Annotated in this window: 11 protein-coding genes, 1 tRNA gene and 1 pseudogene; 5 read left to right on the forward strand and 8 right to left on the reverse strand. The window is 57.9% G+C overall.

The window, feature by feature from the left end; genetic code table 11:
• Positions 1-340 precede the first annotated feature (340 nt).
• A complete protein-coding gene (locus VR74_RS01175) occupies positions 341-706 on the reverse strand; it encodes a cytochrome c (RefSeq protein ID WP_299949272.1) in 366 nt (121 codons plus the stop codon).
• Positions 707-736: 30 nt separating this feature from the next.
• On the reverse strand, positions 737-1,141 hold the full coding sequence (locus VR74_RS01180) for a hypothetical protein (protein WP_045693663.1): 405 nt from the start codon (positions 1,139-1,141) through the stop codon (positions 737-739).
• Positions 1,142-1,609: 468 nt separating this feature from the next.
• On the opposite strand from VR74_RS01180, the gene VR74_RS01185 reads away from it, so the two are divergent.
• The 4 genes and pseudogenes from VR74_RS01185 to VR74_RS21480 form a co-directional block, all read left to right on the forward strand.
• Positions 1,610-3,397, forward strand: a complete 1,788-nt coding sequence (locus tag VR74_RS01185) for an FAD-dependent oxidoreductase (protein WP_045693664.1) — start codon at positions 1,610-1,612, stop codon at positions 3,395-3,397.
• Positions 3,394-5,205: a 2-oxoacid:acceptor oxidoreductase subunit alpha gene (locus tag VR74_RS01190; protein ID WP_045693665.1), complete on the forward strand. Its 1,812-nt coding sequence runs from the start codon at positions 3,394-3,396 to the stop codon at positions 5,203-5,205. The genes VR74_RS01185 and VR74_RS01190 overlap by 4 nt, the downstream gene beginning before the upstream one ends.
• On the forward strand, positions 5,202-6,257 hold the full coding sequence (locus tag VR74_RS01195; protein ID WP_045693667.1) for a 2-oxoacid:ferredoxin oxidoreductase subunit beta: 1,056 nt from the start codon (positions 5,202-5,204) through the stop codon (positions 6,255-6,257). Before VR74_RS01190 ends, VR74_RS01195 begins: the two co-directional genes overlap by 4 nt.
• 166 nt (positions 6,258-6,423) lie before the next feature.
• A pseudogene (locus VR74_RS21480) lies at positions 6,424-6,522 on the forward strand (IS6 family transposase); the annotation flags it as partial.
• A gap of 957 nt (positions 6,523-7,479) precedes the next feature.
• On the opposite strand, the gene VR74_RS01205 reads toward VR74_RS21480, so the two are convergent.
• From VR74_RS01205 to tesB, 3 genes are all read right to left on the reverse strand, one after another.
• Positions 7,480-8,889 carry a tyrosine-type recombinase/integrase gene (locus VR74_RS01205; RefSeq protein ID WP_299949274.1) on the reverse strand — a complete coding sequence of 470 codons (1,410 nt, stop codon included), beginning with the start codon at positions 8,887-8,889 and terminating at the stop codon, positions 7,480-7,482.
• 173 nt (positions 8,890-9,062) lie between these two features.
• Positions 9,063-9,139 (reverse strand) — tRNA-Pro (locus VR74_RS01210).
• 127 nt (positions 9,140-9,266) lie between these two features.
• Positions 9,267-10,136 (reverse strand): acyl-CoA thioesterase II, encoded by an 870-nt coding sequence (gene tesB / locus VR74_RS01215; protein WP_045693672.1) that lies wholly within the window; start codon positions 10,134-10,136, stop codon positions 9,267-9,269.
• Positions 10,137-10,312: 176 nt separating this feature from the next.
• Between tesB and VR74_RS01220 the strand changes: the two genes are divergently transcribed.
• Positions 10,313-12,100 carry a long-chain-acyl-CoA synthetase gene (locus VR74_RS01220; RefSeq protein WP_045693726.1) on the forward strand — a complete coding sequence of 596 codons (1,788 nt, stop codon included), beginning with the start codon at positions 10,313-10,315 and terminating at the stop codon, positions 12,098-12,100.
• Between the two features lie 2 nt (positions 12,101-12,102).
• Here the strand turns inward: VR74_RS01220 and VR74_RS01225 are convergent, their stop codons facing one another.
• Genes VR74_RS01225 through proB form a run of 3 tightly spaced genes read right to left on the reverse strand, consistent with a single transcriptional unit; the run spans position 12,103 to position 15,160 of the window.
• Positions 12,103-13,572, reverse strand: a complete 1,470-nt coding sequence (locus tag VR74_RS01225; RefSeq protein ID WP_045693674.1) for a RimK family protein — start codon at positions 13,570-13,572, stop codon at positions 12,103-12,105.
• A complete protein-coding gene (locus VR74_RS01230) occupies positions 13,569-14,048 on the reverse strand; it encodes an N-acetyltransferase (protein ID WP_045693676.1) in 480 nt (159 codons plus the stop codon). Before VR74_RS01230 ends, VR74_RS01225 begins: the two co-directional genes overlap by 4 nt.
• The gene (gene proB, locus VR74_RS01235) at positions 14,045-15,160 is read right to left on the reverse strand and encodes a glutamate 5-kinase (protein WP_045693678.1); all 1,116 of its coding nucleotides are present in this window, start codon (positions 15,158-15,160) and stop codon (positions 14,045-14,047) included. Before proB ends, VR74_RS01230 begins: the two co-directional genes overlap by 4 nt.
• Positions 15,161-15,224 lie beyond the last annotated feature (64 nt).

Consider the following 15,224-nt stretch of genomic DNA (forward strand, 5'->3'; position numbering starts at 1 on the left):
TGCATGCGCACGCTTCCACGCTTATTACGGTAACAGTTTGAACCTGGGAGTGAGAGGCGTCAGCCACTCCCATCCGTTTCGAGTAGTTTGAGGTCGAAGCCAATGAAGAAGAAGCGACTATGACGACAAAAGCCAAAAGAACACCGAAAAGGGTGATCCGTTTTCCGGCTGATCGATATGAATACAAATGGCGCATGCTTATATTTTCATCAAAGGACAGCCCGTATCCGCATGCGCCCCATCGTTGACCGCAAACGGCCTCGCTGACTGCTCGTATTGGGCGCAAGCGCGGAATATTTCGATACTAGTTCCAACCGGCAATGCCGCGGGCAACTGGATATCATTCGTGGTCAAATGTTTCATGCAGATATGCCAATACGTCGTCGATATCTGAATCGGTAAGACTTGCGTTTCCTCCCTTTGCGGGCATTGGCATGGCCGAGCGCCGACCACGGAATCCGTTGGTGATATGATCTGTGAGGACATCATCGTCTTGAGATAGCACGCCATTCGCCTTGTTGAAATCTGGCGTACCGGGAATGGTGCCTTTGCCGGTAGGGCCATGACATGCGACACACGTCCCGGCATAGACTTCCTTGCCACGAGCCGTGTCGGATGTGTCTTGAGCCTCGGCGCCAGAAGCCAGGAACATGGCGCCGCTGGCAAAAAAGACGATGCAGAGGGTGCGTGGGAATCGCAAATTCATCGGAACGACCCTTTCATGTGATCTTGTTCGCTAATTGTTGCTGGCTTGAAGAAATGCTCGAATGTCATCGGTGTCCGATCCCGGCATATCGCCACCTGAAAAACCAACATCGGCATATCCGGCTAAATGCCATTTCGTATCGGGCGCTTCGCTTGGTCTGGTATTGTCCGCAATCAGATCCGTCTGATTTTCTACCCCTGCTATTCTGTCAACAGCATTGAGTGCAGTTGTCTCCGCTTTTGTGGCTGTCAGGGATGATTCCAGAACTTTGGCTCGCAAGTCTCCCAGTTCAGTCTCAAGCTTTTCTATGCGCTCCAACAGGGCCTGAGCCTGTTGATCGGCACCTGTCGTCGTTTGCTGGGCCTGCGCGTTAGCCGATAAGATACTGGACAGCGCCGTTGCAGCAATCAACGTGCGATACAAAGTGGAATTCATGTTTCAGCCCTCGATCTTTCCGCGTGTTGTCTGTCTTCAGCCTCAGGCAGCTTGTACGCGTCAGGTCATGGTGCCCCTCAGAATATCTGCGAGTATCCTGGGATCCGGTTTTCTGGCGGTTCGCCTGGGACCCATAGGCAAGGTGAAGACGGCGCGCGGATCGCGGTGGCCCGAGGGTTTTTGTTGTGCCGGCAGTCACCGCACGGCCTGAGCAGGCAATATCAGGTAAAACGGGCTTGGAGTGGTGTGCTCAGGCGAAATGATTTGCCCAGAGCATAATAGTCGATCGTTTCTTGCCGAGCGTTCTCTGGCTATAGTTGCCACTGGTCGGTCCGCTTGAAACGAGGTCCACGGAGCAGGGAGGGAGAGTTCCGACGAGCTCTTCTGACCGTGGTACGGGCGCGGCGGATTTTCTCATTGCAGCCTGAAATTTTGCCGCTACGCTTCCGATATTGAAAACGGGGCATCATGAAACCTACCGATATCAAGGATCCCGACTACTTCCACAAAGTCGTCGATTGCCAGTGGGCTTGCCCGGCACATACGCCGGTCCCCGCCTATATTCGTTTGATTGCGCAAGGCCGCTATGGCGACGCCTACTTGCTCAATCGCGAGTCTAACGTGTTTCCGGGCGTGCTTGGTCGCGTATGTGACCGCCCCTGTGAGCCAGCTTGTCGCCGCACGCGTGTTGAGGAAGAGCCGGTCGCAATTTGCCGTCTGAAGCGCGTCGCGGCCGACCACCGCGATGATATCACCGACCGTCTGCCCAAAAAGCCGGAACAGTCCAACGGCAAGCGCATTGCGCTGATTGGTGCAGGGCCCGCATCCTTCACTGTCGCAAACGATCTTGCCCCGATGGGCTATGAATGTACAATTTTTGAAAAGCTCGACAAGCCAGGCGGCTTGATGCGCTCCAACATTCCGGCGTTCCGCCTGCCCGAAGACGTGTTGATGGAAGAGCTTGGATACATCCTGCAAATGGGCGTCGACCTAAAACTTGGCGCAGCCATTGAGAGCATGAAGCAACTCCAGACCGAGGGATATGATGCCATCTTCGTCGGCACCGGTGCGCCCAAGGGCAAAGACCTCGATCTGCCTGGCCGTCGGGATGCGAAGGAAGGCATTCATATTGGCATCGATTGGCTGGAATCAGTGGCCTTCGATCATACTGACGCGATTGGCGAAAACGTTCTGATCATTGGTGTCGGCAATACCGCAATGGATTGCTGCCGCACCTCGCTGCGCCTCGGAGCCAAATCGGTCAAAGTCATGGCCCGTAAACCGCGCGCCTTCTTCAAGGCCTCCGAATGGGAGCTCGAAGACGCCGAAGAAGAAAGTGTGGATATCACAGTCAATCATTCGCCAAAATCATTCGTGACGGAGAATGGCAAACTGATCGGCATGATGTTCGACGTCATGGAATACGACGTGGACGACACCGGCCGCATTACCGACCAGCGTGTTGCAAGGGAGGTCATGATCCCATGTGACGATGTTATTCTCGCCATCGGCCAGGAGAACGCATTTCCGTGGATCGAAAAAGACTCTGGCATTGAGTTCGACAAATGGGATGTGCCAGTTATCAATGAGAAGACATTTGAGTCGACAAGGCGCGGCATCTTCTTCGGCGGCGACTCTGCATTTGGCCCCAAGAACATCATCTGGGCCGTTGAGCATGGTCATCAAGCCGCAATCTCAATTCACAAATATTGTCATGGCGCAGACCTCACCGTCCGCTCCCCCGACGAGATAGAGTTCGAATCGGCCAAAATGGGCATGTTTGAATGGCGCTACTCAAACGCGTATGATGCCTCTGACCGCCGCAAGATGGAGCATATTGCGCTGGTCGACCGGTTCAAGAAACTTGATATCGAAGTTGAACTTGGCTTTTCGGCGGAACAGATCGCGACTGAGGTCGAGCGCTGCCTGAACTGCGATGTGCATACCGTCTTCGACGCGCCGCTTTGCACCGAGTGCGATGCCTGTATCGACATCTGCCCGGTTGAGTGCCTGTCCATCACGCCTCAGGCTTCTGAAGCTGACCTTCGCAACATCGTGCATGCGGCAAACGCCGATCAAGCCTTGTTCACATCTGCCCCGCTATCGTTTAGCGGTCGTGTGATGATCAAGGACGAAAACATCTGTCTGCATTGCGGTCTCTGCGCCGAACGCTGCCCGACATCGGCATGGGATATGCAGGAAGGTGTCATCAAAATCCATCACGCCAGTGGGCAAAAGTTGAGTGCTGCGGAATGACCGGACCATCTGTCAATGATTTCGTGATCAAGGTCGCGACCGTCAATGGTACGGGGTCTGCCAGCGCCAATGGTCTCTTGATGAAGACGATATTCCGCATGGGCGTGCCGGTTGTCGGCAAAAACATCTTCCCGTCCAACATTCAGGGTTTGCCGACCTGGTACGAAATTCGCGTAACCGGCGATGGCTATGGTGGACGCGATGGCAATGTCCATTTGTCTGTGGCGATGAACCCCGATACTTATGCCGATGACGTTGCGGAGCTGACGCCAGGCGGCGTTCTGATGTACGATTCAACCTGGCCACGCCCACAGCTAACGGCACGTACCGATGTCACAGTCATTGGTGTGCCCTTGTCACGGATGTGTAACGACGCTTTCGCAGTCGCCCGCTCACGTGTCTTGATGAAGAACATGGCCTATGTCGGCGCAGCCGCCGCCCTGCTCAACCTCGACATGGCAGTCATCCAGGCGCTGGTTGAAGAAATGTTCGCCAGCAAACCAAGGCTGGTCCCAGACAATATGAAGGCGCTGGCGCTCGGCTTCGACTATGTCAATGAAAACTATGAATGCCCGCTACCCTTCCGCGTCATGTCAATGAACAAGACAGAGGGCAAAATTATCATCGACGGCAATACTGCCGCAGCGCTTGGTTGCGTCTATGGCGGCGCGACATTCGGGGCTTGGTATCCGATCACACCGTCGACCTCGTTGATGGATGGCTTTGCCGAATACTGTGCCAAGCTACGGGTTGATCCGGAAACCGGGTTTAACAAGTTTTGCATCATTCAGGCCGAAGATGAACTGGCCGCAGCCGGTCTGACCATCGGCGCCTCGTGGAACGGCGCCCGTGCCTTCACACCCACGTCCGGCCCCGGCATTTCACTGATGAGCGAGTTTATCGGATATGCCTATTATGCCGAAGTGCCGATGGTATTGTTCGATATTCAGCGGGTAGGTCCATCGACCGGCATGCCGACCCGCACCCAGCAGTGCGATATTCAGCTTTGCGCTTACGCCTCGCACGGCGACACTCGCCACATCCTCGTATTTCCCGCTAATCCACGCGAGTGTTTCGAGATGGCGGTCAACGCGCTGGACCTTGCCGAGCGCTTCCAGACCCCGGTCTTCTTCATGTCCGACATAGATATCGGCATGAATGACTGGATGGTCGACGAACTGACCTGGGACGACACATACGTCCCAGATCGCGGCAAAGTCCTGACTGCGGAAGAGGTCGATGGCCTCGACACATTCCATCGCTATCTCGACGTCGACAATGACAGCATCCCGTATCGTACCTTGCCCGGAACGAACCCAAAGGGATCTTACTTTCTTCGTGGATCGGGACACAATAAATTTGGGCGCTACACAGAAAAGGGCCCCGAATACAAAGAGGTGGTCGACCGTCTTCTGGCAAAGTGGAAAAACGCTGCCGAAGCCGTTCCTGCCCCAATCACCATCTCGGCCCGTTCGAAAGCGCGCTGCGGCATCATTGCTGTCGGCAGCTCGGATCCAGCGGTTCTGGAGGCGCGCGACCGCCTCGAAGCCTCCGGCATCCCGGTCGATTATATGCGTGTGCGGGGCTTCCCTTTCTCAAAGGAAGTCGAGGCTTTCATCGATGCGCACGAGCAGGTCTTCGTGGTCGAACAAAACCGCGACGCGCAGTTGCGCGGGCTTTTGGTCGCCGAGACCACTGCGCCTAAGGAAAAACTTGTTGCGATCCTCCATTATTCTGGCGAACCGCTGAATTTCCGCTTCGTCTATGATGAAATCCAGACCGCCGTGAAAGTAAGGAAGATCGCATGACCTCCTTCGTCAAACCAAAAATCCGCCGCAAGCAAGAGCCGGTCAACACGCTCGGCATGGTCCGGGCTGATTATGACGGCACCGCGTCGACCCTATGTGCTGGGTGCGGGCATGACAGCGTCAATGCAGCTCTGGCCCGCGCCTTTTTCGAATTGTCGGTCGAGCCGCACATGGCGGTTAAAGTGTCAGGCATCGGGTGCTCGTCGAAAAGCCCGACATACTTCATGTCCGGTGCGCACGGCGCCAACACCGTGCATGGCCGGATGCCGGCTTTTGCCACCGGCGCAGTCGCGGCAAATTCTGACCTGACCTATATCGGCATTTCCGGCGATGGTGACAGTCTGTCCATCGGTCTCGGCCAGATGGCACACGCGATCCGGCGCAACGTAAACATGCTCTACATGCTCTACAATAATGGCGTGTACGGCCTGACCAAAGGTCAGTTCTCCGCCTCCGCAGACATTGGCTCAATCGCCAAGAAAGGCGGCGCCAACGAGCTGCCACCGATTGATCCTGCTGCCCTTGCTCTGGCCACTGGCGCAACTTTCGTGGCGCGCAGCTTCTCCGGCGATCGCGAACAGCTCATCGCGCTGATCAAAGCCGGGCTCAGACATACGGGCTTTGCCCTTATCGACGTCATCTCGCCATGCGTGACGTTTAACGATCACAAGGGGTCCACCAAATCCTACGCGCACACCTACAAATATTTCCATCCGGCCGTGCACGCTGATTTCGTGCCGCCGAGTGAAGAGATAATGACAGCCTATGAGGAAGGCGAGCTGATGCCTGTCGAAATGCACGATGGCAGCCGCATTCGCTTGCGTAAGCTCGATAGCGATTACGACCCTCGCGACCGAGCGGGCGCCTTTGCCAAAGTGCTGGAAGGCCAGAGCAAGGACGAAATTCTCACTGGCTTCCTCTACATAAACGAGGACGTGCCCGACATGCACGCCCGAAAGAATACGGGACCACGCCCCCTCAACCAGATTCCCTACAGCGAATTGAACCCTGGCGCAGCGAAGCTGAAGGATCTGCAGAGGTCTTTTCGATAGGGCCTATTGGCATTGTCATGTTGGACATCGGAGTAGTCGCGGTTCGGCTTCACAAGGCCAGTATGATTCTACGCTCCCCGGGAGCTATGTCAGTGCAAGTGGCGTTGAGGTCGGAGCAGGGGTGCTTAGCCCTGTTTCAGGCCGAAAAAATCAGTCCGGCTACGTCATAAATTCGCTCGACATCATTCAGCTTGGCGTCCTGGTATCTGTCAGATTTCCACTCTCGTTTCGAAACCTCGGCAACCTCCTGCATGAGCGCGGGATCGTGCGGTTCATTGAAGTGTAGGTAGCCGGGGCGGCGGGTCAGGGACTGGATTCGCGCACCAGGTCCGGCGCATTCTATCAGCAAGAGGGCGCGTCCTGAAGCGCTTAACCTGTATGGATGCGCGCGGCCTTGCTGGCATCGACACGCAGAAAGGCACGATATAGAAGAGGCCCATTGTCCACCCATTCAGGGGTTCAGCCGCTACGACCCGTTCGAACTGGATGATCAGGGTCAGGAGCGAACCGGCCCGTGTCGCGACCATGAGACCCCTGGTCTGGATGGGGCGCATGATGTCGTCAAACTCTCTTCAAACGGTGGCAGGCCACGATCAAAGGCGGTAGGTTGGAGCGATTCGAAATCGTCTGATCAGAGCGACGAAAACGGTTTACATTAGACGGTTCTCTCCGTTGAAAGTATTGAGTATTTTGGAATGCGGTTTACTCGTAACACGTTGTAACTAAATGAAAAATGTGTCGTTTACACCGACAAAACCAAGCAGATTGGCTTTCGAGTAGTTCCTCTGCTGAATCCTTTGTAGTCATCAGTCAATAATCCCACGCGAAAACGTGCGTATACTAACCATCATATGTGCCGTAGGCGAAGCGATGCGTGAATGTATTGCGTCGTAGTGCAATATACTCATTATGTTCATCGCTGTCGGGCAGGTGCCGAGCCCCGACCGAATGCGAACCGATCACTCGCGCGTCAATCGTGATAGGATCGGGCCCGATCGACGCAATATGAGCGTCTAATCATTCCTATTAGCGCCTGCTGTCATTCCGACCGAGCGCGATGCGTGCCGGTGGTTTTCTAGCTGGCCTACGAAGGCTGCTGCTGGCTGCGTAGGGGTTGGCATATAACGCATTGATATACATATATATAATCTGGAGCGGGTGAAGGAAATCGAACCCTCGTTGCCAGCTTGGGAGTTTTAATTCGGCATTATGAGTGCCACTTTTAGCCTGTCGACAGGCGTTCCTCGGAATGCCCGATAGCGCCATTCGACGAAAGATTACCCACAAGCCGTTCCACTTCGTCACCCCACAACTCCATCGCCTGGCGGACATCGCCTATACTCTCTCCCACATCATAGCGCGTGCGCATCGATCGGTCGGGCGCGTGGTTGATACACGCCTCGGCGATCGCCGGTGACACTTCAAGCTCTCGTACCAAAAGTGTCCGACCGAGGCGCCGGCAGTCGTAGAGTTGAACGCCGTCGAGCGGGCAGGTCTGGTCTATTTTCCGGGCCTCGGCGACCAGCTTGTTGCGTATCCTCATCCAGCGCTGCTTTGGGCCATCGTGACGAATGTGGTCATCGCCGACTTTGTTCGGAAACACCCATGGCAGATTGTGCTTCGAAAGGGCATCGCGGAACAGCGCGGCTGCCTGAGGTGACAGCGGCACCTCGTAAACCTCGTTTGTTTTTGTCTGCCCGGCCGGGATGCGCCACATTTCCTTTCCGTGCGTCCAGTCGAATTGGTCGCGCCTGGCAGCAACGATCTCGGCGGGCCTTTGCAAAGTGAGGGCATGCAGCATGATAGCTAGCGCGGCCCCCCAGCCGTGGCGTCCCTCGTCGCTTTGCAGTTCTTCGTTCAATGTGTCCCACATGAGCTTCAAAGCCCCGTCTGGCATCTGTGAGCGTTTGTCGGGTGTGTCCTTGAACAGTTTCCGGAAGGTGGCCGGGTTCATATCTGCCAGTTCTTCTTCGATGGCCCAGTTGAACACCGCGCGAATAACGCCCTGACATTCATTGGCGAGTTTTGCGCCGGGATTGCTACTTTCTCTGGCGCGTGGGTGTTTAGCGGCTTCGGCCTGGATTGACCGCACCAATCCTCGTACCTGAGCCCTGGTGATCTGCCGGAATTGTGCTTCCCCAAGCGAAGGCAGGATGTGGACCCGAAGGAGTCGTTCCCGTTCATCGTAGGTGCGTTGCTTGATGCTGGGCGGGGATTTCTCCGGTGTTGCCATGAAACGGGAAGTCAGAGCGGCAAAAGTCGATGCTTTCTCCTCTTGCGCCGCAACCTTTGTAGTTCGCCTGCGGGTGACGGGATCCACCTCTCCCAGCGCCATCCGGCCCAATTCCTTCATTGCAAGGGCGCGGGCGATTTCCGGAGAGCCATCATTTGCGGCGATCAGTTTCGCGTCTGTCTTGCTGCCGTCGGGTTTCACGATCTGGAGCTTGTAGGCTGCACTGCCGTTCGGCGTGATGGCCAGGAACAGTTTCGGGACCTCGGTGTCCCAGTGGCGCACCTTTTTCGCCCCGTCATGCTCCCGGATAAGGCGCTGAACATTGGTTTGGGTGAGTTTGAGTCGGTTATTGGCCATGTCTTCTTGCTCTCTTTCGAGTCTGAAGACGGTGGCTTTCAAGCCCTGTGCCACCCAAGCCACCTCTGAGCCACCAATAAGCCACCTCGGGAAGTCGGAATATGTCCGGCTTTGTCCGATTTGGCCGCAAAGCAGAAAGGTGCGACTTCCGCGTGAAGGGGCCGGTATTTACAGGGAAATCTCAACAAGTACGGGCGTTTTGCCCGCTGAGAAAATGGTCGGAGCGAGAGGATTCGAACCTCCGACCCTCTGGTCCCAAACCAGATGCGCTACCAGGCTGCGCTACGCTCCGGAGTCCCGTAATAATGGGAGCGCCGCCGCGCGCAAGCCCCTTTTGTCTGTTATTTTCAATCGTTTTACGCCGCACCGGAAAAATCCAGTCAAACAAGGCTCTATTCACGCGGTTCGACTGAAAAAGCTCAGGTCCTGGGCTTCACCATGCGCATCAGTCCCTCCTGCGCGACGCTGGCAACCAGCTTGCCGTCCCGGTCATAGACGCTGCCACGGTTGAAACTGCGGCCGCTGCCCGCAAACGGGCTGTCCATCGCGTAGAGATGCCAGTCGGAGAACTTGACCGGCGCATGGAACCAGATCGCATGATCGAGGCTCGCGGACATCAGTTTCGGATCGAACCAGGTCAGTCCGTGCGGCCGGTTGCCTGTACCAAGCAGACTCATGTCGGAGGCATAGGCCAGCAGACACTGGTGAAGTGCCGGATCGTCGCCAACCTCACGCGCCACCCGGAACCAGACCTGATGCACGTCGCTTGCCGGTTCCGGATGGAACAGGTCGAGCGGCGAGACATCGCGCATTTCGATATCACGCTCGCGGGTGAATTCGTCGCGCAGGCGGTCGGGCACCTTGTCGACGATTTCCAGCCGCCGTTCCCGCAGCTCCTTAAGAGACTCAGGAGGCGGCACGTCGGGCATGTCGTGCTGGTGCTCCCAGCTTTCTTCCGGCACCTGGAAGCTGGCTGCGAGGTTGAAGATCTGCTTGCCGTGCTGAATTGCCACGACCCGCCGCGTGGTGAAGCTGCCACCGTCCCGGGCATGATCAACCTGGTAGATGATCGGAACCTTGGGGTCGCCGGGCCGGATAAAATAGGCGTGCAGCGAATGGCACATCCGATCCTTGACGGTGCGCTGTGCGGCGACCAGCGCCTGAGCGATCACCTGACCGCCAAACACGCGCTGGTTGGCGCGCTCATCCGGACTCTGGCCGCGAAAGAGGTCGAGCTCCAGCTGCTCGATGTCCAGCAACTCCAACAGGTTTCCGACAGGATCAGACATTGCGCACCCTCCGTTTCGCATCGACGGGACCTACCAGAGACGCCAGCGCCTGCAAACCCGTCATTGCGGGCCGATGGCCGCGCCCCTTTGACAATTCGTCCAATCCCGCGTTCACCTTGTCAGGAATTGTTGACTCGGGCCGAAAACGCCCGCCCCGACTGCAGGATGATGTCTATATGAATTTCGTTTCCGTTCTGGTCCGCGAAGCCAAATACTTTCTTTCAGTACGTGCTCTCACGAAATGGACCGGTGATATCAGCCCGGACTCGCAGAATCTTGTCCCCGACGACATTGAGGGCGTTGTCGACCGGCACGGGGCCAATGTCGCGTTCCGCTTCGAGGGCACGCTGACCACCTATGACGAGTTCGATGCCCGCGCCAACCGCATCGCCAACTGGGCGCTGGAGCAGGGGCTCAAGGCAGGAGACTGCGTTGCCCTGTTCATGGAAAACCGGCCCGACTATGTCGCGACATGGTATGGCATGTCCAAGATCGGCGTCGTCACCGCGCTGATCAATTCGAATCTCGAGGGCGATTCCCTCGCACACTGCATCAATATTTCGGATGCAAGATTTGTCATTACCGGAACCGAGCAGGATAATGTGATCCGCAGTTCGCAGGGCCTGTTCACCGCCAGGCCACCGGTCTGGACACTTGGCGGGACCGAAGGCGCTGATCTTGAAGCCGCCATGGCGGGCGTGTCAGCCGCGCGGCCGTCCCGCGAGCACCGGGCGGCCCTGTTTGGGCGCGACCTCTGCCTCTATGTCTATACATCCGGCACGACGGGCCTGCCGAAAGCCGCCAGGCTCACCTATGCCCGCACGCAAGGCATGATGCGCAGCTTCATTGCGCCCTGCCACATCACCGAGCGTGATCGCATCTATCTCACACTGCCACTCTATCATGGCACGGGTGGCCTCTGCGGCATTGGCCAGGCGGTGATGACCGGAGCGTCAATCATCCTGCGCCGCAAATTTTCCGCCAGCGCCTTCTGGGATGAGGCAACCGACCAGGGTGCCACGTCCATTGTCTACATCGGCGAGCTTTGCCGCTACCTGCTGAACCAGCCTCCGCATCCGAAGGAGCAGGCGCACAAGATCCGCACCGGCTTCGGCAACGGCCTGCGTCCCGAAGTATGGGCAGAGTTTCTCGAACGCTTCAAGATCCCTCACCTTTGCGAATTCTATGGTTCGACCGAAGGCAATGTCAGCTTCCTCAACTTTGACGGCAAGGTCGGAGCTGTGGGCCGAATACCGGGCTGGCTGGAAAAGCAGTTCGCGAATATCGCCTTTGTGAAGTTCGACATCGAGACCGAAGAGCCTGTGCGGAACGCTGAAGGTTTTTGTATCCGCACGGACGTCGATGAAGCTGGCGAGGCGCTCGGGCTGATCGGGGAAGACGTCCGCAACCGTTTCGAAGGCTATAATGACGAGCAGGCCACGAAGAAGAAGATCCTCAAGGATGTTTTCGAGAAGGGCGACATGTGGTTCCGCACGGGCGATCTCATGCGCAAGGACAAGGATGGCTATATCTACTTTGTCGACCGGATCGGGGACACGTTCCGTTGGAAGGGCGAGAACGTTTCCACGAACGAGGTCGGTGAAGCCCTATCCAGTCTTCCGGGCATCGCCACCGCCAATGTCTACGGGGTTCCGCTGCCGGGTTATGACGGCAAGGCGGGCATGGCAGCGATTACGACGGATGGCGACGTTGACTTCGAAGGGCTCTACAAGGCGCTCGACGAGAAGCTGCCGCCCTATGCCATTCCGATCTTCATCCGTATCCAGCGTGATGCCGATACGACCGGTACGTTCAAGTATCGCAAGGTGGAGCTGGTCCAGGAAGGATTCAACGTGGATGATGTGACCGACCCGATCTGGATGTATCATCCCGAACGCAAGGAATACGTGCCGTTCACGCATGATCGCTTTGACTCGCTCAGGTCCGGCGCCTTCAAGTTCTAGGCCTAGCCTGAACGCGCCATCCGCTGTTCCAGGCGCGTTGAAAACCACGAGATGATCCGACGCCAGATCTCGTCCTTCATCACGGCGCCTTCGACGTCATGGTCGATGCTCGGATTGTCATTGATCTCGATGATTACGACGCCCTTGTCGGTTTCCTTCAGGTCCACGCCGTACAGGCCGTCACCGATCAGGCGCGCCGCACGCACAGCGACATCGACAACATCCGGCGGGGCATCCTCGACCGGCATCGTGGTGAAACCGCCTTCGGTCGTCTTGCCCCCGGGGGCGTGCTTGACGATCTGCCAGTGGCCGCGGGCCATCCTGTACTGGCAGGCATAGAGCGGTTCACCGTTCAGCACGCCGATGCGCCAGTCGAACTTGGTTGGCATGAACTCCTGGGCAATCACCAGCGCGGTATCGTTGAACATGCCTTTGACGGCCGTTTTCAATTCCTCCAGCGTCGTCGCCTTCACCATATGGTTCCCGAACGACCCGTCCGGCGTCTTCAGGATGACAGGCGACCCCAGTACGGCAAACGCGGCGGCCAGGTCTGACTTCTCGTCCAGGATCTCGGTCCGGGGTATCGGCAAACCCGCCTTTTCCAGGATTTCCTTCAGGTAGACCTTGTTGGTGCAGCGGATCATCGAGTGCGTATCGTCGATGACGGGCATGCCCTCCTGTTCGGCGCGGCGGGCGAACCGATAGGTGAAATTGTCGATGGAAGTCGTCGCACGAATGAAGAGCGCGTCAAATTCGGCCAGGCTGGTGAGGTCTGATGGCTCGATCAGCTCGACTTCAACACCCATCTTGGCCGCGACATCAGCGAGGCGCTTGATGGAGGCCGGCTTGGATGGTGCATGCTGCTCCTTCGGATCAACCAGCACGGCCAGCGACCATTTGGCCGGTGTGCGGGTTTTTGGCGCGCTTATCCGTCCGCTCGTATAGGTCGCCATCGCCTCCAGGAAAAATGCGCGCCTTGCATCCTTCAGCTTGTGCGGGGACACCATGCGAACCCGGGCGATGCCGCTCGGTGTGCTATCGTCGAATTCCACTTCCAGCGCAGGCGTCCGGAACCAGTCCGACACTTCCCTGGCAAGCTTTTCGTAACCGGGAACTTCCGACTTCGAGAAGGCCACGAACAGGCTGGAAATTTCAGGCGCGCCCTTGGCGCGGGCTTCGCGCACACGTTCGCCCAGGTCGGGCAGGGCGTGGGCATAGAGTCCCTTGGCCGACAGTTCGACCATGGTCTGCACGCTGGGGCTGACACGGTGTCCGCGGGCTTCGCCCAGCAGGGACGCATAATAGCCTTCCGACTGGTAGGCATATGACCGCGACAGGTTGAGGACATAGGGCCGGCGTCCGGCAAACAGGGCCGGCTTGGAAATATAGTCATTGACCCGCAGAACCTTGTGAGGAGTTTCGGCTTGTGAAATGTCGCTCGCTGATTCGACGAGGATCACCCAGTCGGTCATCGGCTCGAACTCTCGGAATTGCCCAGGGGCTTCTCCATTCGCACCGCGGTCTCTCCATTCGGGTAATAGCCAGAAACCCGCGCAATTACGCGATATCCGCTGCGCTCGTAAAGCAGAATAGCATGCTGGTTTGATTCGCGCGCTTCCAGACGCATGTGTTCGCATCCTTTTTGTGTGGCCGCAGCCTCGCCCGCCGCCAGCAGCTGCCGGGCAATTCCCTTGCCCCGCAATTCCGGCGCAACAGACAGGGTGTACAGCCTGGCCACCCGGCTGCCTCGCCGAAAAAGCAACACGGCAGTCCCCACAACGGTTCCGTCCAGAACCGCGACATGCGCGAGGGTGTTTCCACTCAGGAGGCGCTTCCAGGTCCGTTTCGGGAAGCGGTCTTCCGCAGGAAAGGTCTCTTCAATGCCGACGAGGGCATCAAGGTCAGCTGCTGAGGCCAGTCGAACATGCGCCACACCGGCATCACTCATACGCGCACCATGTCATCCCGGTGAATGATGGCAGGCCGGCCGCGATAGCCGAGGACGGCTTCGACCGCGTCGCTTTGCAGGCCGAGAATGCGCAGGATGTCGGCTGAACCATAGGATGTCACGCCCTTGGCGATCGTCTTGCCGTCAGCCAGCCTGACCGCCACCGCAGCCCCCCGCTCGAACACCCCGTCCACCCCCGTCACCCCCACGGCCAGGAGGCTTGCCCCCCCTTGCAAGGCCCGCGCAGCGCCCGCGTCCACGATCAGCGTACCTTCGGGCTTCAAATGGCCCATCAACCAGGCTTCGCGCGCCGTGGCTGGTGTAATGTTTGCGACGATTAGCGTTGATAGCGCGCCGTTCTCGATGGCCCGGAGCGGCTGGTCCCGGTTGCCGCGCGTGATAATTGTCGAGCACCCGGCTGCATGGGCAATCCGCGCCGCTGCCAGCTTGGTCACCATGCCGCCAGACCCCACACCAGACGCCGCATTGGCGCCCGTGGCCATGGCATCGTGCTCGGCAGAAAGTTCTGTCAGAACAGGGATATGTGTCGCGTTCGGGTCCATATTCGGGTCGGCCGTGTACAATCCGTCAATGTCCGACAAGAGGACCAGCAGGTCCGCGCCCATCATTTGTGCCACCCGCGCCGCCAGCCGGTCATTGTCGCCATAGCGGATTTCATCCGTCGCAACCGTGTCATTCTCGTTGATCACCGGCACAATGCCCGCGTCCAGCAAGGTATCCAGCGTCGCCCGCGCATTCAGCCAGCGCCGGCGTATTTCGGTGTCGCTCAAAGTCAGCAGCGCCTGGCCAACGGTCACGCCATGCGGCGCGAAGGCTCCTGCGAGCGCAGCCATCAGGCGCGGCTGCCCGATCGCCGCCGCCGCCTGCTTCTGGTCCAGTCGCGCAGGGGAGGGCGACCCGAGGTCGACACGTCCCAGCGCCACGGCGCCAGATGAAACAAGGATAACGTCCTTGCCCCGTGCACGCAGGTCGGCAATGTCGCCAGCCAATCGCGCCAGCCAGTCGGTACGGGCTGCCCCGCCGTCAGCCATCAGTGCGGAGCCTGTTTTTACCACGATCCGCTTTGCTTTCTGGAACGCCTCGCGTGTCATGCGCAAATACTCATCCGGCGCTGGCAATTTGGCCGGCGCTGTGCTGTGTGGACCGCAAATTCTG

Origin of the sequence: Hyphomonas sp. BRH_c22 (assembly GCF_000961795.1) — a bacterium.
Taxonomy (GTDB): Bacteria; Pseudomonadota; Alphaproteobacteria; order Caulobacterales; family Hyphomonadaceae; genus Hyphomonas.